Raw genomic sequence first — 22,918 nt, forward strand, 5'->3', positions numbered from 1 at the left:
GGCGGCGACGCGACGATCCTGATCGCCGAAGCCAATCTGGAGAAGCTGGACGCCGATCACAAGGAGCTGTACGAGCGTCAAGTCAAGAAGCGGATGCAGATGGACTTCACCCTGACGAAGATCAGCCGCGACAATCGGATCTACCCGTTCGTCGCCCATGAGCTGGCGGCGCTGCTGGAGCAAGCGGCTGACCGGCTCGCCTCCCCCCCAACGGAGGACGTGCTGGCGGACAAGTCGCTGCTGCAAATCTACCTCGCCGATGCTCGCCATGACGAGACGACGATCAGCCGGCTGCTGGAGGCGATCGACGAGCTGGCCGGCACGCCCAAGGTGCTCTTCGAGCAGCTCAAGGCCTCGACCTCGCGCTCGAGCAAGGATCTGCTGGACGTGCTCGCGCCCGGCGAGCCGATGCTCGAGACGTATCCGGTCGGACAGCCGATCCGCATCCCGATCATCGGCACCGTCACGGCCGGCCCCAATGGAACAGCGTATGAGGATTACGAGGGAGATGAGTGGACGGATGCCCAGGATGTGCGGGGCGGCGGGTACTTCTACCTGCGAGTGAAGGGCGACTCGATGACTGGAGACGGTATCCTGCCCGGCGATCTGGCGCTAGTGCGCGAGACGCCCGAGGTCGAATACGGCGACATCGCCGTCGTCCTGGTGGACGGAGAGGAAGGGACGCTGAAACGGGTGTACAAGCTGGAGGACGGCCTCATGCTGCAATCGTCCAACCCCGCCTACCCGCCGCGCATCCTCCGAGGCACCGAGCTCGAGAAGGTCCGCATCGTCGGCAAGGTCAAGCAGACGATCCGGCGTTATTAAGGTGAAAGGAGCTTGCCTCATGCGTTCAGAAGGACTGAATCAGAACAATGTCGACCGTTTCACCGGCTTCCAGGATACGTACGATACCCACCGCCCGGCCGCGCCGCCGATCGTCGCCGAGCTCATCGAAGGCTATCTCGGCAGACTTCCCGGGCTGGTCGTCGATGTCGGCTGCGGCACCGGGCTGTCCTCCTTCCTCTGGCAGGAGCGGGCCGACCGCATCCTCGGCATCGAGCCGAGCGACGATATGCGCGGCATCGCCGAGCGACGCTTGCAGGCGCAGCAGCTGCAGCACCGGATGAGCTTCGCTGCCGGCTATTCGCACGAGCTGCCGCTGGCGTCGGAGACGGCGGATGTCATCACCTGCTCGCAGTCGTTTCATTGGATGGAGCCGGTGAGCACGCTCGCCGAGTTCGCTCGAGTGCTGCGCCCGGGCGGCGTGTTCGCCGCTTACGATTGCGACTGGCCCCCTGTCGTCGACTGGCCGGTCGAGTCGGCCTACGATGCGCTGCTCGCCCAGGCGGATAGGATCATCGCAGAGCGGGAACAACCGGAGCAGCTTGCCCGCAAGCGGGACAAGGCAAGCCATCTGCAGACGATTCGGGACAGCGGCCATTTCCGTTATGTGCGAGAGATCGTCTTCCACCATGCGTCCCCTTTCACCGCCGAGCGGCTGATCGGGCTGCTGCTCAGCCAGGGCGGTCTGCAGACGGCGTTTAAGCTTGGCTCGGAAGAGCTCGACGAGCCGCTCGACGCCTTCTCCGCGCTCGTCCATGCATGGTTCGCCGACGAGACCCGGCCGCTCCTGCTCGGCTACCGGATGAGGCTCGGCGTCAAGTAACGTCGTTCCGCCGTGCAACCTTCGCCAGCCCCCTCCCGTCTATAAGGACAACGAAGGAGGGGATAGGATGTCTCAACGACGCTGGAATGGCATGCAGGGCCTCATCGCCGACAGACGAAACTTCGCCACACGGGGCCTCATCGTCGGCGCTCTGCTGGTGCCGCTGCTGCTCCAGGGCTGCGGCTTCACCGTCAAAGGCCCGTCGGAGGAGAGCGGCAGATCGACGGTGTCGACGCCGGAGAACAATGGCGGTACGACAGGCGCAACACCACCTGGGGAGAATAGGAGCAACAACATGGAGCAGGCGACCTACAAGCCCGAAGATGTCAACCCGAAGCTGACGGAGGCGCAGCTGGCCTTTGCGATCGATCTGTTCCGCGAGTCCGACGGTGCCACGTCCGGGACCAATCGGCTGCTCTCGCCGATCAGCGTCGCCATGGCGCTGGCCATGACGGCGAACGGCGCAGAGGGCGAGACGCAGGAGGAGATGCTGCGGGCGCTCCATCTGGACGGGCTGACGGACGAGGAACGCAATCGCAGCTATCGGGTACTGCACGATCTGCTGACGCACAGCGGCGAGGAGGCGCGCGTCCTGATCGCCAACTCGCTATGGGGCAATGAGCGGATAACCTTCGAGGACAACTTCCTGTCGACGGCCCGCGAGTCATTCGGAGCCGAGATCGCTGCGCTGGACATGGGCGCTCCGGAGACGCCAGAGCGGATCAACGATTGGGTGAGCAAGCAGACGGAGGGGCAGATCGATTCGATCGTCGAGCCGCCGCTAGATCCAGATACGATCATGTTCCTGCTGAACGCCGTCTATCTGGACGCGAATTGGGCGTATCCGTTCCCTGAGGACAACACGTCGAAGCGACCGTTCACGCGTGCGGACGGCCAGAGCGAGCAAGTCGACATGATGCATCTGTACGAACAGTTAGGATATCTTGATGGCGATGGCTTCGAGGCGGTGCGGTTGCCTTACAAGGATCAAACGCTCGGCATGTATCTGTTCCTGCCGGATGCCTCGCTTGGTCTGGAGGAATGGCTGACGCGGCTGACGCCGGAGGCATGGAAAACGTGGCTGCAAGATTTCGGATTGGCTGCGGGCGACCTGCGGCTGCCGAAGTTTACGGCAGAGGACGAGATCGCTCTCAATGATCCGCTGAAGGCGCTTGGCATGAATCTGGCGCTCGACCGTGACCGCGCCGACTTCAGTCGGATGGCGGGGGCCCCCGGGGACATCTTTCTGCACGAAGCCAAGCATAAGGCTACGATCAAGGTCAACGAGAAAGGTACGATCGCCGCAGCAGTGACCAGCATCGAGATACGTCCATCTTCTGCGCCGAGCGAGACGTTCGAGCTGGAGTTCAACCGTCCTTTCTTCTATGCGATCCGCGACGAGCGCACCGGCCTCCTGCTGTTTATGGGGACGGTTCATCACATCCAGTAATTTGCGCTCTCTTTGGCGCGAATCGAGCAAGAGGCTACGCATGAGACTTTTAGTTATTGCGCAGGCCGATCGCAAGCCAGCCGCACGACAACAAGCAGCCATCGCTCTCCCTTGCAAGGAGAGGATGGCTGCTTGTTTGCGTCCTGCACGAGGTTTGATTATGCGATAACCCTGCACCAAGGCAAGCTTACCCCACTACGAGAAACTAATATACATCGCATTCGCGCCGCTGTCGAACTGGACGGTTGCCCCGACGCCCTCGGCGACGACGCGGATCGGGGCAAATACAGCATCCCGGTGCATAAGCGGCGCGCTGCTAAGCGTCTCTTCGTTTCCGTTGACTGTCGCCTTCTTGCTGCCCAGCTTCAGCTTAACCGTCTTCGCAGCCTTGGTCACTGTAATCGACGAGGTCGATTCCTCCCAGGCGACCTGCGCCCCCAGCGCCTCGCCGATGCTGCGGATCGGCAGCAGCGTCGCCCCGTCGACTGTGATCGGCTTGGGCTCGGGGTAGAAGCGCTTGTCGTTGATATAGATGATGATATCGGATGTCTTCGGAATAGATGCGGACGATGATGAGCTGCCGCCTGCCGATTTTGACGAGGAGCTGCTTGACCCGCTGCTCTTCGAGCTACTGCCAGAGCTGCTGCTGGACCCTCCACTCTTCGAGCTGCTGCCGGAGCTGCCGCCCGACGAGCCGCCATTATGATAATGGTAGCCGCTGCATAGTCCTTTGTCCTTCGATTTTTGCGAGCAATTGTGCCCCCCTCGCGAGTCGGTCCGACCCGAGTGTGCCGCTGCGCTTGCACTCAGGATGAGCATGCACACCAGCGCCAGCGATACGATTTTCCGCCACATAGTTACCCCTGCCTGTCTAGGGCGTGTCTGCAAACCCGCTCAGAGGCATCTTAGACCGCCTTTCCGCCCCCTGCGGCGTCACTTTTGCTTGCCGTACCCCCGGTACGCCTTCACAAAAGTTCCTTGCATGGAACGAAAATTCAGCCCAATCTGCTCCCCTCCGAGTATGCAGACACGCCCTAGTTATTTTCCAGAATGTCACTGGATATCCAGACTATTCTACATTTTTCCTCCATTTCCTTCTGCAACTTGCTTCGTCCCGGTTACGTCTATATGGGCAAAGACAATAAGGGGGCACCTACTGATGAAACAACCACGCTTGCGTTGGGCCAGATGGCCCGCAACCGGACTTTGTCTCGCTCTGATGCTCAGCGGCTGCAGCGGCGGCTCCGGCTATGCTGTAGAGAAGATGGATTCGTCGCCGAGCAAAGCCGTCTACCAGCCCGAGGATCTGGACGCCGCATTTGCCCAGAGCCAACTAAGCTTCGCCTTCGACCTCTATCGGGAGCTGCAGCAGCATAAGAGCAGCCCGCAAGCCAATGATACGATCTCGCCCATCAGCATCGCGACCGCACTGGCGATGACGATGAACGGCGCAGCCGGGGATACGCTGGTCGAGATGGAGACGGCGCTGCACAGCAGCGGCCGCACCTCCGAAGAGCGCAACCACGGCTATGAGGTACTGGCAGATCTGTTGTCCCACAGCAGCGAGAACGTCCAGGTATCGCTGGCCAATTCCCTCTGGGGCCGCACGCCCCTGGAGTTCCGCAAGGAATTCATCGACGCAAGCAAGAGCTACTATAACGCCGAGATCGAGTCGCTGGACTTCAGCGGCGATGGAGCCGTCAAGCGCATCAACGACTGGGTGAAGCAGCAGACGGCAGGCAAGATCGACAGCATCGTCGATTCGTCCATCCCGGCCAACACCATCCTCTATCTGATTAACACAGTCTACTTTAAGGGCACCTGGCAACGGGAATTCGAGGCCGACCGCACCATGCCTGCCGACTTCACGAACGCATCTGGCGAGCAACAACAAGTCTCGATGATGCACAATGGCGGCAGCTTCCCTTATGTCCATATGGACGGCTACCAGGCGATCCGGCTCCCCTACAAAGACAGTGGACTCGGCATGGTCATCCTGTTGCCGGACGAGGAGCTGACGCTCGATGAGCTGATCGCCAATCTGGAGCCGGAGCGTTGGCAGACGATGCTGGACGCGATGAGCTATACCGTCGGTCACATCGGCCTGCCGAAGTTCAAGCTGGAGTTCGAGCAGACGCTCAACAGCACGCTGCAAGCGCTTGGCATGGAGCGAGCCTTCGATATCGATCGCGCCCAGTTCCAGCCGATGATCGATCTGGACGTCCCTGTATTCATCGGCGAGGCCAAGCACAAGACGTTCATCGAGGTTGATGAAAAAGGAACCGAGGCGGCAGCGGTGACGAGCATTGAGATGGAAGCCGGCAGCGCGCCGCCCGAGGACCCGTTCGATATGGTCATGGATCGGCCCTTCTTCTTCGCCATCGAGGATGAGCGCACCTCCGCCCTGCTGTTCATGGGGTCGGTGCGGCACATCCCTTCATGACATGACGCGTAACCAGCAGACTTCCCCGTCTCAGGTCGTGTTGTCGGACGGCTGGAGCGCCTCTATAATAGAAGACAACAAGAAGACAGGGAGAGTGATGACATGTCATTCCTGCGAGATCTCGGACAATTAACTGGACAGGTGACCGGTCGTGTCGTCGGCGGCAGCGTCCGCGTCGTCGGCGAGCTGGCGGGCAGCAGCTTCGTCAAGGACATCGGCGACAGCGTCGAGCGCACCTCAGAGAAGGTCGGCCGCACGGCCGGCGAGTTCGCCGGCGGCGTCTACGATGCGGCGGCCGGGACGGTAACAGGCGACAAGGGCCGCCAGGACAGCGGGCTGCAGGACATGGGCCAGGCGCTGGAGGATACGGGGCGCGGCATCGTCCACTCGGCGCAATATGCGTACGAGAGCGGCAAGCAAGTCGTCGAAGGCATCCAGGAGGAGGACCGGGCCAAGCTGCGCAGCGGCGCCAAAGGGATCATCCTGACGGCCGCCGCCGGCGCGCTCGTCGTCGGCGTCGTCGACCTGGCTGACGGCCCGGACGGCAGCGAGGCTTAGCCGTCCACCAGAAGCCATATTAGGATCATGCTACTAGCTTTTAGAGAGCTTCCCCCTGGAGAAGCTCTCTTTTGCGTTTAATAAGCACCGGCATCCGGGTAAGATATAGCTAGCTTTGCTACTCTTGCCCTGGGGAGGTGCCGCCGATGCGGCTATTGCAGACGACATGGCCGCGCGCGATCGGCTTGCTGTTGTTCGCAGGCTTATTCATCGCCGCTTGCTTGTACCACTTCCGCGAAGCCGACGGCTTCGCCGCGATGCTGCCGGACTTCGTGCCGCTGCGACTGCAGATCGTCTATGCGACCGGGATACTGGAGCTGATCCTGGCGATCCTGCTGCTCCTGCCGCAGACCCGTCGGCGGGCTGGCATCTGGACCGCCATCTACCTCGTCCTCATCTTCCCGGCCAATATCTATGCCGCCATGTACGGCATCCCGGCCCCGGGTCAGGACGAGACGAGCCAGTCCGCCCTATGGATTCGTCTGCTGTTCCAGCCGTTGCTCGTCTGGTGGGTGCTTTGGGCGTCGCGCCCCGCTCCTAGCGTTCGCAGGTAGACGATTATCCGTTACACGCTTCTCCAGCCACCCTCTCCTCTTCACGCTCCATCGTTCGTTTTTTTCGGGCTCGCTCACAACAAGGCCGCCCCGCCGCATCCTTCCTGGATGCGAAGCGGGGCGGCCTCATTGTGCTGCGCGCGCGACGATCGCCAGACCTGACTGAATCTGCGACCACACGCCCTTAGATGTATTCGTCCATTCCCTTCTCCTTTAACAGCTCGACCATCTCCTTGACCGCCTGCGCATTGTCCTTGGGACAGATCAACAGCGCGTCATCCGTATCGGCGATGATCAGATCCTCGATGCCGATCGTCGTGATGAGCCGACCGTTGCTGTAGATGATCGAGTTGCGCGTATCGATGCCGACATGGTTGCATTTGACGATATTGCCCTGCTCGTCGGGCGGGAAGATCGCCCCGAGCGCATCCCAGGTGCCGATATCGTTCCAGCCAAAGTCGGCAGGCACGACCAGCACCTCGTCCGAGCGCTCCAGGATGCCGTAGTCGATCGAGATGCTCTGCAGCTGTGGGTAGACGGTCTGCAGCGCTTCGGAGGCATGCTTGGTCCCAAGCGCCTCCTGCAGCGGCTTCATCGTGTTGTACAGACGAGGCAGATAGCGGCGGAAGCTCTCGAGGATGACCGAGGTCGTCCAGACGAAGATGCCGCTGTTCCACAGATACGTGCCGGCTTGCACATATTGCTGCGCCTTCTGATAATTCGGCTTCTCCACGAACTCCGATACCTCATGGGCGCCGCTGCCTTCCTGCGGATCGTAAGCGATGTAACCGTAGCCGGTAGACGGGAACGTCGGCTTGATGCCGATCGTGACGATCTTCCGGGTCTCTGTCGCAATCTCGCAAGCCTGCTCCAGCGTGCGGCGGAACGGCTCCAGATCGGTGATATAGTGGTCCGACGGGAGCACGACCATCACCGAATCGCCGTGATAATGCTCGATATGAATCGCCGCATACAGGATGCTGGCCGCCGTGTTGCGCGACACCGGCTCGCACAGGATATTCTCCTTGCGGACGCTGGCGTGCATCATCTCCTCCAGCTTGGGCGCTTGCGCCTGATTGGTGACGATGACAGTCTGCTCAGCCGGGATGACATCGCCGAAGCGTTCGATCGTATCGTTGAGCATGATGTCGTTGCCGCTTATATTGAGCAACTGCTTGGGCATCGACTGGCGGGACAGCGGCCAGAAGCGGGTGCCGCCGCCGCCAGCGAGGATCGTCGCGAACTTATTCATCCGCCATCACCGACCTTGCGATCGAGTAGGAGATGATGCTCTCCGACCCTTGATTAAGATTAAGTCCGCTCGCATGGATGCCGTCATAGCACGCCCCGCTCTGCGGATCGATTAGGGATACGCCCAGCGAGTTGCGCCCTAGATACCAGTCGTGACAGGCTACAGCCAGCTCGCGGTAACGCGGCTCCCCCGTCAGATGATGCGCCTCGAGCAGCGCCAGCATCGTCTCGCACGCCTCGATCGGCTGCTCGTCGTAGCGCGCCGGCTCCCCTCCCCGCTCGTACCAGCCGTTGCTGCCGATCGGCCGGAAGTAACCCTCCGGCGCGAACGTATGGCGGATCAGGAACGCCAGACTCTCGCGAGCCGTCGCTTGCAGGTCGGTCCGCCCGGTTAGCGCCGCCACCTTGAGCATCGCCCATGGCAGCATCGCATTGCCATACGTCATGCTGTCCTCGTACCAGTGCCAGTCCTCGCCCCGATAATGCGTATATTGGTCGTGGAGCTGCTGACCCCAGCGCTCGACCAGCGCGGCGATCTCGTCATGAGGCAGGATGCTCTCCTCCTCTTGCGAATACGGGAAGGCGTAATCGAGCGCGCCCGGCGTCTCCAGCAGCAGACCGAGACCGACGAGCGCATAGCCGATCGCCCGCGGCGAGCGCAGCTCGGCGAGCTGCGGCAGCGCTTCGCGGATCAGATAACGGCAAGTATTGTGCAGATTGGCCGGCACGGATGCTTCGGAGAGAGCGGAGCCGAGCGCCCATACGGTACGCCCCTGACAGTCCTCCGAGCCTCGCTCCTCCAGGAAGCTGCGATTGTAGTCCATAAAGTTGCGGAAGTTGCCTTGCTCCTGCTGAGCATGATGGACGAACGACAGATACGTATGGATTAGATCGAGGGAGCCCGGATCCCGGCGCTGCTTGTGAATCAGTACAGCCGCGATCAGCGCCCGCGCGTTGTCGTCGGTCGTATATCCCTTGGAGCGGTCCGGCACGCCGAACTTGGTATGCTGGAAAATCCCGGTGTCGTCCGTGAGCCGCCGCAGATAATCGTCTGCCCGCAGCGTATCGACAAGCTGGATCGCCATCAGATCACGCTCCTGTTCCGCCGCTTGAAGCCGTTGACCCCTGCCCGAATCAGCGCAGCGTATTGCTTGGCGATCTCGCTCCACATCATCGTATCGCCGAGGGCCCGCGTGTTCGCCTCCATCTGTGCCATCCGCTCCGGATGCTCCAACAGCTCCAGGATGTTGCGCTTCAGCGCGTCGGCGCTGCGGAAGTCCGCCAGCAGACCGCGTCCGTCCGCCAGCATCTCCGTCGCATAGCGATACGGCGTCGATACGATCACGCGCCCATAGCCGACCGCGTAAGCAAGCGTGCCGCTAACCGCCTGGTCCTTGCCAAGATAGGGCGTCAGGTAGATATCCGACATGACGAGCGATTCGATGACCTCCTCTTGCGTTAGCAGCTTGTCGACGAACAGGATGTTGTTTTCCAGCTCGTACTGGCGGACCAGATCCTTGAGCCGATTGCGATACACCTCGCCGACTTCGCGCTTGACGACAGGATGTGTCTTGCCCCATATAATATAGAGCGCCTCGGGGTGATGGTCGGCGACTCCGCGCATCGCCTCGATCGCATATTCGATGCCTTTGCCTGGACTGAGGAAGCCGAATGTCGAGATGACCTTACGATCCTCGAAGCCATAGAGCGCCTTGAGCTGCTCCCGACTGCCTGTGGCGACGAACGGCACGCCGTGATGGACAACCTCGATCTGAGCCAGGTCCACGCCGTAGATACTCGTCAGATGCTCCACCGTATTTTGCGCCATTGTGATGACCCGGGCGCTGCCGTCGGCGAGCTGCTTCATTATATATTGCTGTTTGGACGAAGGCTCCGTGAGCACGGTATGGAAGACGACGATATAGGGAATCGTCAACGCTTCGGCCAGTCCGAGGATATACTCGCCGCTCTCGCCGCCATAGATGCCGAATTCATGCTGGATGACCAGCAGATCCGCACCGGATGCGTTCAATCGGTCGGCTGCCTCGATATAATCGGTGCGTTTGTGCTGATCGATCTGCAGGATGACCTGATCGGAGTACGCATACGTCTCGTTATTATTCACCGCCACGACGCGGGGCGTATTAAAATCCTGTATCTGTGCAAACTGGTCGACCAGGTCCTGTGTGAACGTAGCGATACCGCATTCTCTCGGCAGGCTCGTTCCCAAAAAGACGACATTGCATTTCCCGTTTTTCTCCAGCATATGCTTCTCTCCTCCTACGGCGAATAAATGGGTTAGCTATGCCAGCAGACAGGCGCGAGCCGGGCGGACCGGCGATCGCGCGAGCTGCAGGAACAAACGACAACAGAAAAGAACAGGACCTTGACCAGCCCGGGCATAATAAGGCTGACCTGTCCCGCAGGGACGGTACACACGTGAAATTTGTCGGACATAGGAGAATATAAGGAAAACTTATCCAATGCCTTGGTGAAAAAAAGAAAATAAAGTGTCCCTTTATTTTCCGTTCAACCCTGCTTATGATATTCTTACCCCTTCTGCCCCGCATTTCAAACTTTTCCTCCAACGAAAAACAACATCCAACCGGAATCCGCCGATTCCGCCTGCAACTATCGTTCATTATATGAGCGCTCGCGGGCGGTTAGACCGCGATTGCGGCAAAAAAGCCCCGACCGTCTGGTGACGTTCGGGGCTTTCTCTAACTTCCTCTAGCTATTTGCATGTTTAATGGGACATCTGCAAGCGCCCAGCTTATTCTCCTACCAGCAGGCTGCCGCGCAGGTCCAGCGCCTTGAAGTCCGGGTCGGCGCCGATCGTTGTCGATCCATCCGCGCGCACGCCTTCGAGCGCTTGGTTGTAGCGGGTGTTCAGATCATTGATGGTCGCGTCGATGTCGCCGTCGACCAGGATGTAGCGGATGAAGGCGTCGGTGAACTTCAGACCTTCGAGACGGGACTCGGTGATCGCAACCGGGCTCGCTGGATAGATCGCATCATACTCCGTTGGGAGGAATCCGCCGATGCCCTGGAGCTGCGGCTCGCTGGCTGCTTTGTTAACATAAGGCAGTACCGAGAGGCCATAGCCTTCTTGCTGATACTCTGCGCGCAGCTCGGTGCCGTACAGATATTGCATGAACTTGAAGGCCGCTTCCTTGTTCGGCGATTTCTCGCTGATGCCCAGATAGTTGCCGGCGTTAACCCAGAGCGCGCCTTGCGGGTTGCCGTCGATCGAAGGCACCATCGCCGCTTCCCAGTTCACTTCGGTTGGGAATTGGTCGGTGTAAACGGCCGGCTCGCTGGAGTGGTTGATGTACATGCCGATCTTGCCTTGGGCGAACTGCGCTCTCAGCGGGTCGATATCGAGCGTCTCGACGCCTGGCATCATGCTGCCGTCCACCTTCATCTGATGGAGCGCCTCGGCGATTTCACGGTATACGTTAAAGTCGAATTCGCCTTTGTTGACGTTGTAGCCCTCCAGCCCTTCGCCTTTGCTCAGCGTAGCGATCGCGAAGGCCGGACGTGTAAAGCCGGAGCCGCTTTTGAAGTTGCTGGCGAAGCCATACGCGCCGTTTGCTTTGCCGACCTCGGTAATTTTTTTGGCCGCCTCGACCATCTCGTCGAGCGTTTTTGGCGCTTCGGTCAGTCCCGCTTGCTCGAACAGATCCTTGTTGTAGATCAATCTCCAGTATTGACCGGTATTCGGCAGCGAGTAGATTTTGCCACCCAGCATATTGACGTTCTCGGCGAGTACGCTTTCAAACTGCGCCTTGAATTCGTCGTCCATCAGCTCGTCCAACGGCGTCATATAGCCTTTTTTCACATAGGTGACGAAGTCATATACCTTGAAAATATCCGGCGCCTGATTGCTGGAGAATGCAACCTCGACCGCCTGGTTATAGTTGTCCGCCATGACGGTCATTTCGACTTCGATATTGTCGGTATTCGTGCTGTTGAATGCGTCGACCTTCTCTTGCATAAATTCCATATCATGGCGATCCATCGTCCAGAAGTTCAGCTTTATCGGATCGCCCTTTGCACCGCTTTCATTTGTGCCTGTTTGTGGGGTCGTGGCGCCGCCGTTGCCGCCAGTACCGCTATTCGTGTTACCTGAGGAACATGCCGCCAGACTGACCGCCATCAGTGCAATCGTGCTGAGCTTTGCCCATTTCTTCATCATGTCCAGAACGAACCTCCCTTTTGTATGCTCCGTTGTCCTCGCCGTTTCCAGGCGAACCGGAATGACTTAAGTCTACCATCGAATCTCGCAGGAGCAGGAAGGACAAATCTACGAAATGAGGTGGGCAAAATCACTTTTGTCGAAATTCCGTCGGCGTCATCCCCGTATGTTTTTTGAACAGCTCGCTAAAATACGGCCGATCCTTATAGCCTAGCGCATAGGTAATCTCCTGCACCTGTTCGCCGGCGAGCAGCATCGCCTTGGCCCTTTCCATTCGCGCCGCCGTCACATAGGGCATGAAGGTCATGCCGGTTTCTTTTTTGAACAGGTTGGAAAAATAGCTCGGACTCAGGTGAACGACATTGGCGCATTCCTGCAAGCTGAGCTCGCTGCCCAGGTTGGCCCGGATATATTCGATCGCCTGATGAATCAGCTGCTTGCTGTCGCTACGCTGGCGCTGCTGCATCCAGTCGCAGCTGAGCTCGCAAATATCTTGCAGCCGCTCGCGCAGCTCCGCGAGCGAGGCGTTCTTGCCATCCTTCATCGCTGCCAGCTTACTCTCTAGCAAGGCGAGCTGGTCCGCATCAGCCTTCTCCGCGACGACGCGGAAAATCGCGAAGCCCAGACCGTACAACAGATGGACGATCAGGTCCGGATTGGGCGGCACCGGATATCGCGACAGCTCGTCGAAGATCTCGCCGAGCTGCTCGAGCGCCCCCTCCCGGTTGCCCGAGCGCAGGCAATAGATCAGCTCCGTCTCCTTCTCTGTCGCATAGCGGGGCCGCTTGACGCCTTGCGGCTCCATATCGCGGAAGTGGATGACGCTGTTGCCGCCGGAGTAGAATTGGTAGCTCATCGCCGTTTTCGCCTGCTCATAGGACAGATGGATTTCCTCCATCCGTTTGACGCCGGTGCCCAGGCCGATCGTCACCGTTTTTTTCGTGTAGCGCTCCACATGCTGACGGCACTCTTCGGCGACCTGACGCATGTCGATGTGCTGCGGGATGTTGACGATGGCGACGAGCCGATGCAGGTTTTCGCGCACGACGATGCCTTTCGTATGCTTGTGGATCGTCTCCTCGAGGATATTGTGCACCGCAAAGCGGATCAGCTCGATCTCCCCGGCCGGCAGCCGCTGGATCTCTTGCTCGAGCTCATCGATCTGGGCGATGAAGACGAGGAACCCGACCTCGTTCATATCGATTTGCAGGAATTCGCCCTTCTTGCGCATCGTCTCGGGGTTGCCGACGCACTGCAGCAGCAGGCGGAAGTACTCCTCCCGCAAATATGGCATGCTCATCTTCACCTTCTGCTGCAGCTCGACGAGATTGTTCAGCTCCATCTGCTCGCTCTCTAGCTCCCGCTTGGCGCGCAGCACGACGTCCGCGATCTGCTTGGGCGTAAACGGCTTGAGGATATAGTCAAATGCGCCGAGCCTTATCGAATCCTGGGCGTATTCGAAGTCCGAGTATCCACTCAGGAAGATCACCTTGGCGTTCGGCGCCCCTACATTGCGCACCATGTCCAGCCCGCTTAGCTTAGGCATCCGGATGTCGGTCAGGATGATCTGCGGCTGGCGCTCGCGTATCAACTGCAGCCCCTCCTCGCCGTTGGCCGCGGTGCCGACGATCTCGATGCCATGCTTCTCCCAGTCGATCTTCGTGCGGATGCCCTCCACCACCGTCTGGACATCATCGATTATACATAAGGTTACCGGTTTGCCGCTCATTGATTCAGTCCTCCTTGTCCAGCGGGATGCGCAAGGTGACCGTAGTCGCCACCTGCGGCTCGCTCGCCAGCTCCATCGACGCTTGGTCGCCATAATATAGCGCCAGACGGCTCTCGACATTGGAGAGCGCATAGCTGTCCTTGGCCACCCCGGTCATTCCCATCCGCCGGCGCACATCGTCCACATCCATACCGGTGCCGTTGTCGGAGACGCGGATCTCCAGCATGCCGCCCGGTCCCGACTCGACGCTGATGACGATCAGCCCCCGTTCGGCGATTTCCTGGAAGCCGTGGTTGATCGCATTTTCGACGAGCGGCTGCAGGAGGATTTTGAGGATCGGAACGTGGCGCAGACGTTCGTCGGCCAGTTGGATATCATAGACGAACAGTTCTGGATAGCTTTTCTGCTGGAGCATCATATATTGCTCGACATGATTCAGCTCCTGGCCTAGCGTCGTTATCTCGTTGCCGTTGTTCAGCCCGAGACGGAAGAGCATCGACAGCGAGACGATCATCTCCTGGACGGTTTCATGTTCGCCCATCTCGCTTTTCCAGAAGATCGTATTAAGCGTATTGTACAGGAAATGCGGGTCGATCTGCGCCTGGAGCGCCTTGATCTCGGATTTGCGCTTCTCCGTCTCCGACAGCTTGACCTCCTCGATCAAGGTGCCGATCTGCTCCAGCATCCGGTTGAACTTGTAGCCGACCTGCGTCACCTCGTCCTCGTATTCGCTCTCGAAACGGACGTCCAGCTGGTTTTGCTCGACCCGCATCATCAGACTGCGCAGCTTGTAGAGCGGACGCAGCAGCACGCCGCTGAGCAGATTCGAGAGGATGAAGGCGAGCACGACACAACCGCCCATGATCATCAGGATATACCAGAGGATGTTGGTCATCGGCGCCAGCAGCTCCGCCTTGTCCTGGAAGCTGACGAGCTTCCAGGCGGGCTGCATCGACAGCGTCGCGTGATTGGAGAGGATGTCGCGGCCGGCGTCGTCCTTGTACTCGAAGTGGCCGCGCTCCCCCATCTCCAGCTCGCCCAGTCCCGTCTCATTGAGCCGATAGGCCGTACCGCTCTGGCTGAGCAACACCGGCTCCCCCCGGCGATCCATGAGCACTTGCTCGATCTTCTGCGTGTCCAGATTGTCCATCAAGAGGCCCCTGATGACATCCTCGCGCAGATTGACGATGATGTACACATCCGGCAGCGGCATATTGACCAGCGGCTTCATCACCAGCGTAATGACCGGATGGCTGCGGCTGAACAGTTCTTCCTGATGGCCGACAATCCACACCGTATTCCACGGCTCCTCGGCCGCCTTCACTTGCTGCAGCACCATGCTGTCCGCGACCGCGATCGGTCGTCGCGCCTTCTCCGTTGGGTAGAAATCGCCGATCGGCGTATGGATGAGCATCGACTCGATTGACAGCTCGTTCAGCTTCATCTGGGAGAACGGCGTCTGGAGCTCGGACAAGTGGCTGAAATAGCTGCTGCTCTGCTTGGCCAGCACATCGTTCATCGCCCGCTGGAACGCATCGCTCATCATGAACGTCGAGGTCGCCACGATAACGTTTCTTAACCGCTCATCGAGTACCTGAGCGGTTTTGTTAAGCGTATTCTGGCTCATTTGCATCGCATTGCGCTCGATCACCTGAGCGGCAAAGTAATAGGCAAACAAGCCAGTAACGGTAATGCATATCATCGTCAGGGCGACGAAGGCAATCCAGGTTCTGCGTTTGAGGGACAAGCTCAAAAATAAGGATTTCATCCAGATACCTCCAGGTTGCCGTGCGCCGTGCGCTATATCATCCGCTAGCTAGCCTTTTACTGCGCCTACGTTGACCTGCATGAAGGAGCGATTGGCCAAGATGTAGACGATCAGCATCGGCAGGATCGAGATGCACGCGCCAGCGAGCAAGTATTGATTTTCGGAGGCGGCGCCAAAGCCGTAGCGCAGATTGGCCAGACCGACCGGCAGCGTCTGCAGATCCGGGCGCGACATCGAAAAGACGAGCGGCAGGATGTACTCATTCCAAGCGCCGCGGAAGGTGAACAAGGCGACGACGCCAAGCGCCGGCTTGAGCAGCGGCAGGATGATGCGCCAGAAAATCGAGTAAAAATTGCAGCCGTCGATCAGCGCCGCTTCGTCGAGCTCGCGCGGGATGCCTTTGAAAAAGCCGATCATCATGAAAAAGGCCGTCGCATGCGCGCTAATGAGAATAATAATGACACCCCACAGCGTCGTTTGCAAGTTTAAGGCAACCATCAGGTCAAATTGCGGCTTCAGCACGACCGCGCCAATCGAGATGAACAACGTCATCGATTGCAGCACGATGTAGAAGCGCTTGCCCTTAAAGTCGACCCGGTCGACCGCATAGGCGGCCATCGCTGTGATCAGCAACGTGCCTAGCGTGACGAATACACTCGTGAAGATGCTGTTCCAGGTAAACTGGGCGAAGTTGGCCTTCGTCCAGGCGTGGGCGTAGTTCTGAAATTGCCAGCTCGAGGGCAGCAGCGTCGCGCCGGTCGTCACCTCCAGATTGGTCTTGAAGGAGCCGAGCACTGCGATCAGGATCGGGAACAGCATCAGAAAGGCCGTGATGAGCAGGAATGCCCACAGTACCGAACGGGAGAGCAAACGGGAACCAAGCATGGACATTACCTCCTTAGTATGTGTTGCTGAGCTTCTTGGAAATTTTGAAATAAATAAAGGTGATGAGACCTACGATAAGCGCCGAGGTAAAGCCAACCGCGCTGCCGTAGCCGATGTTCTGCACGCTGGCGCTATCGGAGACGAGCGGGAAGAACAGCTTGTACAGATAGAGGAACATAACCTCCGTCTTGCCGAACGGACCGCCCTCGGTGAGCACCATGATGCTCTCATAGCCTTTGAGCGAGGTCGTAATCGCCAGCATGATGATCATCTGCATGACGGGACCGAGCATCGGCATCGTGATGTACCATAGACGCTGCAGCGGATTGACGCCATCGAGCGAGGCCGCCTCGTACACATCGTCCGGGATGTTCTGCAGACCGGCCAGGAACAACAGCATATAGTTGCCGACCGCGCCCCAGGCGGCGATCAGGATGACCGTCAGCATCGCATACTTGGCCCCGAGCCAGTCCAGCGAGCCCAGTCCCATTTTCATCAGGAACTGGTTGATGATACCGTTGTACGAATTGAAGACAATGTAAAACACGATCGACATAACCGAGGCGCTGAAGATCGTCGGCAGGAAATAGACCGAGCGCAGCAGCTGCCGCCCGCGCAGCGCGCGGTTCAGGATGACGGCCAGGATAAGCGACATCGGCAGCGTCAGGATCAGCTTGCCTCCTGTATAGACGAACGTATTCCACACCGAAGCCCAGAACTGCGCATCGCGGCCGACCCGCGCGAAGTTCTCGAGCCCGATGAAGCGGGCTTCGCCGAAGCCCTGGTAGTCAAAAAACATATACCGCAGCGCCCAAAATATCGGATAGACGCCGAGCGTGAGCGTCAGAAAGATGCTCGGAAAGGTGAAGATGTAGGCATGAATCGTTTTGCGCATCGGAATCGCTCCCCCGTCTCTTGTTTACTTCGATTGCCCTCATTATAAAGGAACCGCAAGTGCAGACAGGATAGAGAAACCGACTCGGCAGAGGGGTCAAAATCACTTTTTGTTTTTGGCGACACGGCGCAACGCAAACAAACCGCCTCCGGGTCGGGAAGGCGGTCTGTTTGTTTAGAAGGGCTACACTAACGACTAACGCTGATGGCTATGCCGCGCTCGGAGCGCGGCATTTGCATGGGGAGCCGATGGCGGCGGAAACACGCTGGGGCTAGAACGAAAGTTTTGCGTTAAGGCTCCGATTCCCCGCCCACGGCAACGCTAGAGCGAAACTTTCTTGCGCTACTATTAGCTCTCCAGCCAGACGATCTTGTCCGTTAATGGCCCGCGCTTGCCCTGGTGTAGCGGGATCTCCGGATAGCCGAGGTAGATCAGGCCTACGATCTCGTCGTCCGTATCCAGCTCGAATGTTTCCTTCATAAGCGGATGATACATCGGCTCGCCCGAGCGCCAGATCGATGCAAGGCCGCGCGCATGCGCTGCCAGCAGCAGATTCTGAGTGGCAGCGTGAGCGGCGGCCAACTCCTCGATGCGAATCACCTTGTCCAGCTTGGACGGCTTGCACACGACGGCGATCACGACAGGCGCGCGATATGCCTTGGCATGCGCCTTGGCAGCGCGCGCCTCGATCTCGGCCAGCTCCTCCTCCGTCAGCGACGGAGCGCCGTCTCCAGCCGCACTAGTCAGCTCCGCCCGGACCACTGCGGCATAGCCGTCGCCGAGCCGTCCCCGGCCCTCGCCTGTCATGACGATAAAGGACCACGGCTCCGTCGCATGGTGGCTAGGCGCCCAGTTCGCCGCCTCCAGCAGCTCCAGGATCGTCTCTCTTGACACCGGCTCCTGCTTGACTCGGCCGATGCTGCGGCGCGAGCGGATCGCTTCGAACAGTTCCATTGTTGCTCATCTCCCTTGCGTATCGTATGTCATTTGCCCCAATGTACCATACCTCCCGACCGTTGTCGACTCGCCCCCTCCCATGGGGTACCAGGAAAACTTAGGTCTGTCGAGTATGTGCGAATCACGGTAATATAAGGGTCATCAACCAAGCGAATGCTTACGTAATATTACCCAATCTACCAGAGGATGTGATCGTCATGAATTCCACGAAACGTTATGATGAACGCCCTGTCTATATTACGTCCATCGGCGCCTTCCTGCCCGGCGAGCCCGTCGGCAACGAGGAGATGGAGGACTATCTCGGCCGCATCGGCGGCAAGCCGTCGCGCACCAAGTCCCGGATCTTGAAGGAGAACGGCATCCGCACCCGTTACTACGCGATCGACAAGTCGCAAAATACGGTGTACAGCAACACCGATATGGCGGCGCGCGCCATCCATGAGACGATCGGCCGTTCCTCCGTGCAGCATGCGGATATCGACTATCTCGCGACGGCGACGACGCATAGCGAACTGATCATCCCGGGCTTCGCCAGCATGGTCCAGGCCGCCGCCCGGCTGCCGGTCATGGAGATCGCCAATCTGCACGGCGTCTGCGGCAGCGGCGTCGCCGCGATCCGCTCGGCCTACCTCCAGGTGAAGGCAGGCGGCAAGCAGCATGCGCTTGCCTGCGCCAGCGAATTCCCGAGCCGCATCTTTAAGAGCAGTCGTTATGAGGACCAGCAGATCTGGAAGGACAGCGGCAAGATCCCGTTCGACACCGACTTCCTGCGGTTCATGCTCTCCGACGGCGCTGGAGCGATGCTGCTGCAGCGCCAGCCGGCGCGACGCGGCCTGTCGCTGCGCATCGAGTGGATCGACATTCGCTCCTATGCGAGCGACTATGACACTTGCATGTATGCGGGAGCCAACAAGACGATGGACGGCCATATGGACAAAAGCTGGCTAGATTACCCGACCTATCGTGAAGCCGCCGATGCTGGCGCGATTAATATGAAGCAGGATATCCGGCTCGTCAACGAGATGCCGAAGCTCGGCGTGCGCGACTTCTTCGCGCTCGTCGACGAAGGCAAGCTCGATCCGGCGGACATCAGCTGGATGGCTTGCCATTACTCCTCCCACTTCTTCCGCAGCGAGGTATTCCGTCTGCTGGAGCTGGGCGGCGCGTCGATCCCGGAGGAGAAGTGGTTCACCAATCTCTATAGCAAGGGGAACACCGGCTCCGCCTCGATCTTCATCATGCTGGAGGAGTTGCTCGCTGGCGGCAAGCTTTCGCGCGGGGAGCGCATCCTGTGCATGGTGCCGGAGAGCGGTCGCTTCCTGACGACCTTCATGTACCTGACTGTCGTCGATGCAGATGATCACGCCGAGCTGCCCGTCGAATGCGAGACGATGCCCCATGCTGCTGCTAGCGCAATGAACGCTGCGAGCACTGCTGGCACATCGGCTGCTTCACAGGACGCTGCAGATCTGGCGAGCGATCCCGGCTCATCGGCAAATATCGCCACGCCTGACGCACCGATCGGCTCCGACGCCGCGTCTGCGAATCGGGGCGCTACCACAGACGCCCATCCAGACCCCGACGCCGCGGCTGTCAGCTTGCCGGATCAGCCGCTGCACGCCGGTCCGCGCGCGCAGACGCTGCCGCCGCTCGAAGCGCCGCTGCTCCGCGAGCCGGCCGCCCCGGAGCTTCGCTACGATGCGAGCAATTCGCTGCAGCACTGGCTCGTCCGACAGCTCGTCCAGGTATGGATCGACTTCGAGAAGACGTTGAACCGGGTGCCGATTATCGACAAGCTGAATCGGGGCCGCTTCACGCTCGAGGATTACCTGCGGCTGCTCTACAACATCCGCCAGCAGGTCGTCGACGGCTCCCAATGGATCGCTCGGGCCGCCTCCAATATCTCGATCGACCGGATCGACCTGCGGTCGGCCTTTATCTCGCACGCCAGCGACGAGCACAAGGACTATCAGATCCTCGAGCGCAACTATCTGGCCGTCGGCGGCTCGGCCAAACGGATCAACAGCGGCGAGAAGAATATCGGCAGCGAGGCGCTCTCGGCCTACATGTTCCACCGCGCCAGCCGCGAAAACCCGTTCGACCTGCTCGGCGCCATGTGGATCATCGAAGGCCTCGGCTGCCGGATGGCGCGTTATTGGGGCGAGCAGATCCAGGCGCAGCTTCAACTGCCCGACGAGCACGTCTCGTTCCTGCTCTATCACAGCGAGAGCGACGTCAATCACTTTGAGCGTCTGGAGACGGGCATCCAGTCGGAGATGCTCACCGAGGAGATCGCCCGCCGCATCGTCAAGACCGCCAAGGTAACCGCGCGCCTCTATGTGTTGCAGCTTGAAGAACTGGATAATGATTAGTATGATGGGAGGGAAGCGTAATGTCTACGCCGGACTACTTTTATGAGATGGAGCACAACCCGAAGGACCCGAACCCGTTTTTGGCCGTCTTCCTCGATCGCAGCATTGCGTTTAACGAAGAAGCCAAAGCGGCGTTCCTGAAGGATTCGTCCCGCAAGTCGCGGCAGTTCCTGCTGCCGCTCCTGCGCCCGTTCGCCAGGCTGTCGATCATCGGGATCAAGCTGTTCCGCACCATTCTGCCGAACAGCTTTACCTCCTCGAAGGTGCTGCATCGCATCCTGCACTGGGGACTGAAGACGTTCGTCACGCCGGAGGCGAACATGATGATCCTGCGCCACTTCATCCTCGGCAGCGAGGTGCTGCAGTTTATCCGGGACAATGTCCCTGGCGTCGACGTCAAGCTCAATCCGCTGAAGCCGTACCAGCTCGAAGATGTAAAGGACGACTTGTTCCTCACCCACGATCTGAACATCTACAACTTCATCATCAATCTTAACAAAGAGCTGAAGACCAAAAATCTGCAGATCACCCGGCAGGAGCAGCTGAACATGGACGCCATCTCGCTGGACCCGTATCCGTTCGAGACCTTGCCCCGACGCTGGACCAACCGGATCGACCTGGTGACGGCGATCGAGTTTTTTACGCCGATCTACCAGCTCTTCCTCAGCGACAATGACTTCTGGCGCGCCTCCAACTCGCTGCAGCTCGACGAGATCATCGGCATCTATGCCGCGACGATCGTCGGCGAGCCGGAGCGGCTGGCGCTGGTCAACAACAAGCATCCGATGGTGCCGCTGATCACGCTGCAGGCTGGCTACCGGCTCGTCCTGCACGGGCTGGCGACCGAGCAGCTGCATGCCATGCTCGCGGACAAGAAGCGCCAGCTGCTGCGTCAGGCGGAGGCCGTCTCGACTGTACCTGGATCATCACACGAAGGAGCTGAGCTCAACGCATGACTAGCATGCCCGAACACAAAACCTTGGCGGTCATCGGCTCGTATGCCGATGCCGCAGACCCTGGTCTCTATCTGTGCGAATACGACGCGGCCAGCGGCAGCCTGCGCCAGCTGCAAGCGATTAGCGGACTGCAGAATCCAACCTTCGCCGCCATCGACGGCGACAAGCTGACCGTATACGCGATTAGCGAGCAAACCGACCCTTCCGGTCAACGGAAGGGTTATCTGTCGGCATTCCGCCTCGATCCCGTACAAGCGCAGCTGAGCCTCATCAACAAGGAGGAGTCTCTCCCTGCGCCGACCTGTCATGTCGAGCTGGACCGAGCCGGCCGTTGCCTGATCGTCTCGAGCTACCATGGCGGCCTGCTCGGCCTCTCGCCGGTGCTGGAGGACGGCTCGGTCGGACCATCGGCCGACCAGCATCGCCACGAAGGCAAGAGCGTCCATCCCGCCCAGAGCCAGGCGCGTGTTCACTCGGTATTCGTAGACCGCACCAATCGGTGGGCGGTCGCGTCCGACCTCGGCCTGGACAAAGTATTCGTCTACAAGCTCGATACGGAGCGCTACCGTCTGGAGCTCCACCAGGAAGTGTCCGTCGCTCCGGGCTCCGGGCCACGGCATTTCGTCTTTCATCCGTCGCTCCCCTACGGCTATGTCATCCATGAGCTGAACGGCACGATCACCGCCTTTGGCTTCGATGAGGAGCGGGGCGAACTGACCGCGCTCCAGACCGTCTCGACGCTGCCCGAGGGCTTCGATGGCGAGAATGGCTGCGCAGATATCCACATCTCGCCGGACGGCCGCTTCCTCTACGGCTCCAACCGCGGCCATGACAGCCTCGCAGTCTATGCGATCTCCGCTGAGACGGGAGAGCTCTCGCTCGTCGAGATCGTCTCGACGCTCGGCGGGCATCCGCGCAATTTCGCGCTCTCGCCGGATGGTCGGCATGTGCTCGTCGCCAACCGGGACGGCAATCACATCGTCACGTTCCGACGCGATGAAGCGAGCGGCAGGCTGAGTCCTGCCGGGATCGAGCTGACCGTCTCCAAGCCCGTCTGCATCCAGTTTGTCACGCTGCTGACCTCGCATTGATTCACAGCGCCCCTATTTCTTGCAGCCCGCGCCGCCGTCCCTTATGGGACAGGCTTGCGCGGGCTTTTGCCTGTGCCCGTCAGCACGACCTGACGGCGGTCAAATTTTCTATCTGGCGGCCCTTTTACATCCTGTGTAAAATGGG

General features: G+C 59.6%; 19 protein-coding genes. 9 read left to right on the forward strand and 10 right to left on the reverse strand.

Annotation, left to right across the window (positions count from 1 at the left end; genetic code table 11):
• From PA598K_RS20425 to PA598K_RS20435, 3 genes are all read left to right on the forward strand, one after another.
• Nucleotides 1-825: LexA family protein (locus PA598K_RS20425; RefSeq protein ID WP_221414160.1), on the forward strand; the 825-nt coding region annotated here is incomplete at its 5' end.
• A 19-nt stretch (nucleotides 826-844) separates the two neighbouring features.
• Nucleotides 845-1,666 (forward strand): class I SAM-dependent methyltransferase, encoded by an 822-nt coding sequence (locus tag PA598K_RS20430; protein ID WP_128658739.1) that lies wholly within the window; start codon nucleotides 845-847, stop codon nucleotides 1,664-1,666.
• 67 nt (nucleotides 1,667-1,733) lie between these two features.
• Nucleotides 1,734-3,116 carry a serpin family protein gene (locus tag PA598K_RS20435; RefSeq protein ID WP_128658740.1) on the forward strand — a complete coding sequence of 461 codons (1,383 nt, stop codon included), beginning with the start codon at nucleotides 1,734-1,736 and terminating at the stop codon, nucleotides 3,114-3,116.
• Between the two features lie 195 nt (nucleotides 3,117-3,311).
• Here PA598K_RS20435 and PA598K_RS20440 read toward each other — a convergent pair whose 3' ends face one another.
• Nucleotides 3,312-3,971: a copper amine oxidase N-terminal domain-containing protein gene (locus PA598K_RS20440; protein WP_128658741.1), complete on the reverse strand. Its 660-nt coding sequence runs from the start codon at nucleotides 3,969-3,971 to the stop codon at nucleotides 3,312-3,314.
• A gap of 304 nt (nucleotides 3,972-4,275) precedes the next feature.
• Between PA598K_RS20440 and PA598K_RS20445 the strand changes: the two genes are divergently transcribed.
• The 3 genes from PA598K_RS20445 (at nucleotide 4,276) to PA598K_RS20455 (ending at nucleotide 6,671) form a co-directional block, all read left to right on the forward strand.
• Nucleotides 4,276-5,559, forward strand: a complete 1,284-nt coding sequence (locus PA598K_RS20445; RefSeq protein ID WP_185602132.1) for a serpin family protein — start codon at nucleotides 4,276-4,278, stop codon at nucleotides 5,557-5,559.
• 102 nt (nucleotides 5,560-5,661) lie between these two features.
• A complete protein-coding gene (locus PA598K_RS20450; RefSeq protein WP_128658743.1) occupies nucleotides 5,662-6,117 on the forward strand; it encodes a hypothetical protein in 456 nt (151 codons plus the stop codon).
• Between the two features lie 146 nt (nucleotides 6,118-6,263).
• Nucleotides 6,264-6,671 carry a DoxX family protein gene (locus PA598K_RS20455; protein ID WP_128658744.1) on the forward strand — a complete coding sequence of 136 codons (408 nt, stop codon included), beginning with the start codon at nucleotides 6,264-6,266 and terminating at the stop codon, nucleotides 6,669-6,671.
• Between the two features lie 184 nt (nucleotides 6,672-6,855).
• Here the strand turns inward: PA598K_RS20455 and PA598K_RS20460 are convergent, their stop codons facing one another.
• From PA598K_RS20460 to PA598K_RS20500, 9 genes are all read right to left on the reverse strand, one after another.
• Nucleotides 6,856-7,923 carry a mannose-1-phosphate guanylyltransferase gene (locus PA598K_RS20460; protein ID WP_128658745.1) on the reverse strand — a complete coding sequence of 356 codons (1,068 nt, stop codon included), beginning with the start codon at nucleotides 7,921-7,923 and terminating at the stop codon, nucleotides 6,856-6,858.
• Complete coding sequence (locus tag PA598K_RS20465) at nucleotides 7,916-9,007, reverse strand: glycosyltransferase (protein WP_128658746.1); 1,092 nt, start codon at nucleotides 9,005-9,007, stop codon at nucleotides 7,916-7,918. Before PA598K_RS20465 ends, PA598K_RS20460 begins: the two co-directional genes overlap by 8 nt.
• On the reverse strand, nucleotides 9,007-10,188 hold the full coding sequence (locus PA598K_RS20470; protein WP_128658747.1) for a glycosyltransferase family 4 protein: 1,182 nt from the start codon (nucleotides 10,186-10,188) through the stop codon (nucleotides 9,007-9,009). The genes PA598K_RS20465 and PA598K_RS20470 overlap by 1 nt, the downstream gene beginning before the upstream one ends.
• 507 nt (nucleotides 10,189-10,695) lie before the next feature.
• Complete coding sequence (locus PA598K_RS20475) at nucleotides 10,696-12,120, reverse strand: ABC transporter substrate-binding protein (protein WP_128658748.1); 1,425 nt, start codon at nucleotides 12,118-12,120, stop codon at nucleotides 10,696-10,698.
• Nucleotides 12,121-12,250: 130 nt separating this feature from the next.
• The gene (locus PA598K_RS20480; RefSeq protein ID WP_128658749.1) at nucleotides 12,251-13,849 is read right to left on the reverse strand and encodes a helix-turn-helix domain-containing protein; all 1,599 of its coding nucleotides are present in this window, start codon (nucleotides 13,847-13,849) and stop codon (nucleotides 12,251-12,253) included.
• A 4-nt stretch (nucleotides 13,850-13,853) separates the two neighbouring features.
• The gene (locus PA598K_RS20485) at nucleotides 13,854-15,617 is read right to left on the reverse strand and encodes a cache domain-containing sensor histidine kinase (RefSeq protein ID WP_128658750.1); all 1,764 of its coding nucleotides are present in this window, start codon (nucleotides 15,615-15,617) and stop codon (nucleotides 13,854-13,856) included.
• Nucleotides 15,618-15,665: 48 nt separating this feature from the next.
• Nucleotides 15,666-16,502, reverse strand: a complete 837-nt coding sequence (locus PA598K_RS20490; protein ID WP_128658751.1) for a carbohydrate ABC transporter permease — start codon at nucleotides 16,500-16,502, stop codon at nucleotides 15,666-15,668.
• A 13-nt stretch (nucleotides 16,503-16,515) separates the two neighbouring features.
• Nucleotides 16,516-17,397, reverse strand: coding sequence for a carbohydrate ABC transporter permease (locus tag PA598K_RS20495; protein WP_128658752.1), 882 nt, complete (start codon nucleotides 17,395-17,397; stop codon nucleotides 16,516-16,518).
• 348 nt (nucleotides 17,398-17,745) lie between these two features.
• Nucleotides 17,746-18,351, reverse strand: coding sequence for a nitroreductase family protein (locus PA598K_RS20500; protein WP_128658753.1), 606 nt, complete (start codon nucleotides 18,349-18,351; stop codon nucleotides 17,746-17,748).
• A gap of 200 nt (nucleotides 18,352-18,551) precedes the next feature.
• Between PA598K_RS20500 and PA598K_RS38105 the strand changes: the two genes are divergently transcribed.
• Genes PA598K_RS38105 through PA598K_RS20520 form a run of 3 tightly spaced genes read left to right on the forward strand, consistent with a single transcriptional unit; the run spans nucleotide 18,552 to nucleotide 22,773 of the window.
• Entirely contained in the window at nucleotides 18,552-20,726 is a 2,175-nt protein-coding gene (locus tag PA598K_RS38105; RefSeq protein WP_260405519.1) for a 3-oxoacyl-[acyl-carrier-protein] synthase III C-terminal domain-containing protein, read from the forward strand.
• A 20-nt stretch (nucleotides 20,727-20,746) separates the two neighbouring features.
• The gene (locus PA598K_RS20515; protein ID WP_128658754.1) at nucleotides 20,747-21,682 is read left to right on the forward strand and encodes a DUF6999 family protein; all 936 of its coding nucleotides are present in this window, start codon (nucleotides 20,747-20,749) and stop codon (nucleotides 21,680-21,682) included.
• Nucleotides 21,679-22,773, forward strand: a complete 1,095-nt coding sequence (locus tag PA598K_RS20520) for a lactonase family protein (protein WP_128658755.1) — start codon at nucleotides 21,679-21,681, stop codon at nucleotides 22,771-22,773. The genes PA598K_RS20515 and PA598K_RS20520 overlap by 4 nt, the downstream gene beginning before the upstream one ends.
• Nucleotides 22,774-22,918: the final 145 nt, after the last annotated feature.

The sequence above is a fragment of the Paenibacillus sp. 598K genome, from assembly GCF_003851045.1.
Classification (GTDB): domain Bacteria; phylum Bacillota; class Bacilli; order Paenibacillales; family Paenibacillaceae; genus Paenibacillus_D.

Excerpts from the sequence above, each read along its gene's own strand:
- PA598K_RS20440 (WP_128658741.1), bottom strand. The coding sequence starts at position 3,971 with ATGTGGCGGAAAATCGTATCGCTGGCGCTGGTGTGCATGCTCATCCTG.
- PA598K_RS20515 (WP_128658754.1), top strand. The coding sequence starts at position 20,747 with ATGTCTACGCCGGACTACTTTTATGAGATGGAGCACAACCCGAAGGAC.
- PA598K_RS20460 (WP_128658745.1), bottom strand. The coding sequence starts at position 7,923 with ATGAATAAGTTCGCGACGATCCTCGCTGGCGGCGGCGGCACCCGCTTC.
- PA598K_RS20495 (WP_128658752.1), bottom strand. The coding sequence starts at position 17,397 with ATGCGCAAAACGATTCATGCCTACATCTTCACCTTTCCGAGCATCTTT.
- PA598K_RS38105 (WP_260405519.1), top strand. The coding sequence starts at position 18,552 with ATGAATTCCACGAAACGTTATGATGAACGCCCTGTCTATATTACGTCC.
- PA598K_RS20490 (WP_128658751.1), bottom strand. The coding sequence starts at position 16,502 with ATGCTTGGTTCCCGTTTGCTCTCCCGTTCGGTACTGTGGGCATTCCTG.
- PA598K_RS20520 (WP_128658755.1), top strand. The coding sequence starts at position 21,679 with ATGACTAGCATGCCCGAACACAAAACCTTGGCGGTCATCGGCTCGTAT.
- PA598K_RS20475 (WP_128658748.1), bottom strand. The coding sequence starts at position 12,120 with ATGATGAAGAAATGGGCAAAGCTCAGCACGATTGCACTGATGGCGGTC.
- PA598K_RS20455 (WP_128658744.1), top strand. The coding sequence starts at position 6,264 with ATGCGGCTATTGCAGACGACATGGCCGCGCGCGATCGGCTTGCTGTTG.
- PA598K_RS20500 (WP_128658753.1), bottom strand. The coding sequence starts at position 18,351 with ATGGAACTGTTCGAAGCGATCCGCTCGCGCCGCAGCATCGGCCGAGTC.
- PA598K_RS20435 (WP_128658740.1), top strand. The coding sequence starts at position 1,734 with ATGTCTCAACGACGCTGGAATGGCATGCAGGGCCTCATCGCCGACAGA.
- PA598K_RS20430 (WP_128658739.1), top strand. The coding sequence starts at position 845 with ATGCGTTCAGAAGGACTGAATCAGAACAATGTCGACCGTTTCACCGGC.
- PA598K_RS20445 (WP_185602132.1), top strand. The coding sequence starts at position 4,276 with ATGAAACAACCACGCTTGCGTTGGGCCAGATGGCCCGCAACCGGACTT.
- PA598K_RS20480 (WP_128658749.1), bottom strand. The coding sequence starts at position 13,849 with ATGAGCGGCAAACCGGTAACCTTATGTATAATCGATGATGTCCAGACG.
- PA598K_RS20465 (WP_128658746.1), bottom strand. The coding sequence starts at position 9,007 with ATGGCGATCCAGCTTGTCGATACGCTGCGGGCAGACGATTATCTGCGG.
- PA598K_RS20485 (WP_128658750.1), bottom strand. The coding sequence starts at position 15,617 with ATGAAATCCTTATTTTTGAGCTTGTCCCTCAAACGCAGAACCTGGATT.
- PA598K_RS20470 (WP_128658747.1), bottom strand. The coding sequence starts at position 10,188 with ATGCTGGAGAAAAACGGGAAATGCAATGTCGTCTTTTTGGGAACGAGC.
- PA598K_RS20450 (WP_128658743.1), top strand. The coding sequence starts at position 5,662 with ATGTCATTCCTGCGAGATCTCGGACAATTAACTGGACAGGTGACCGGT.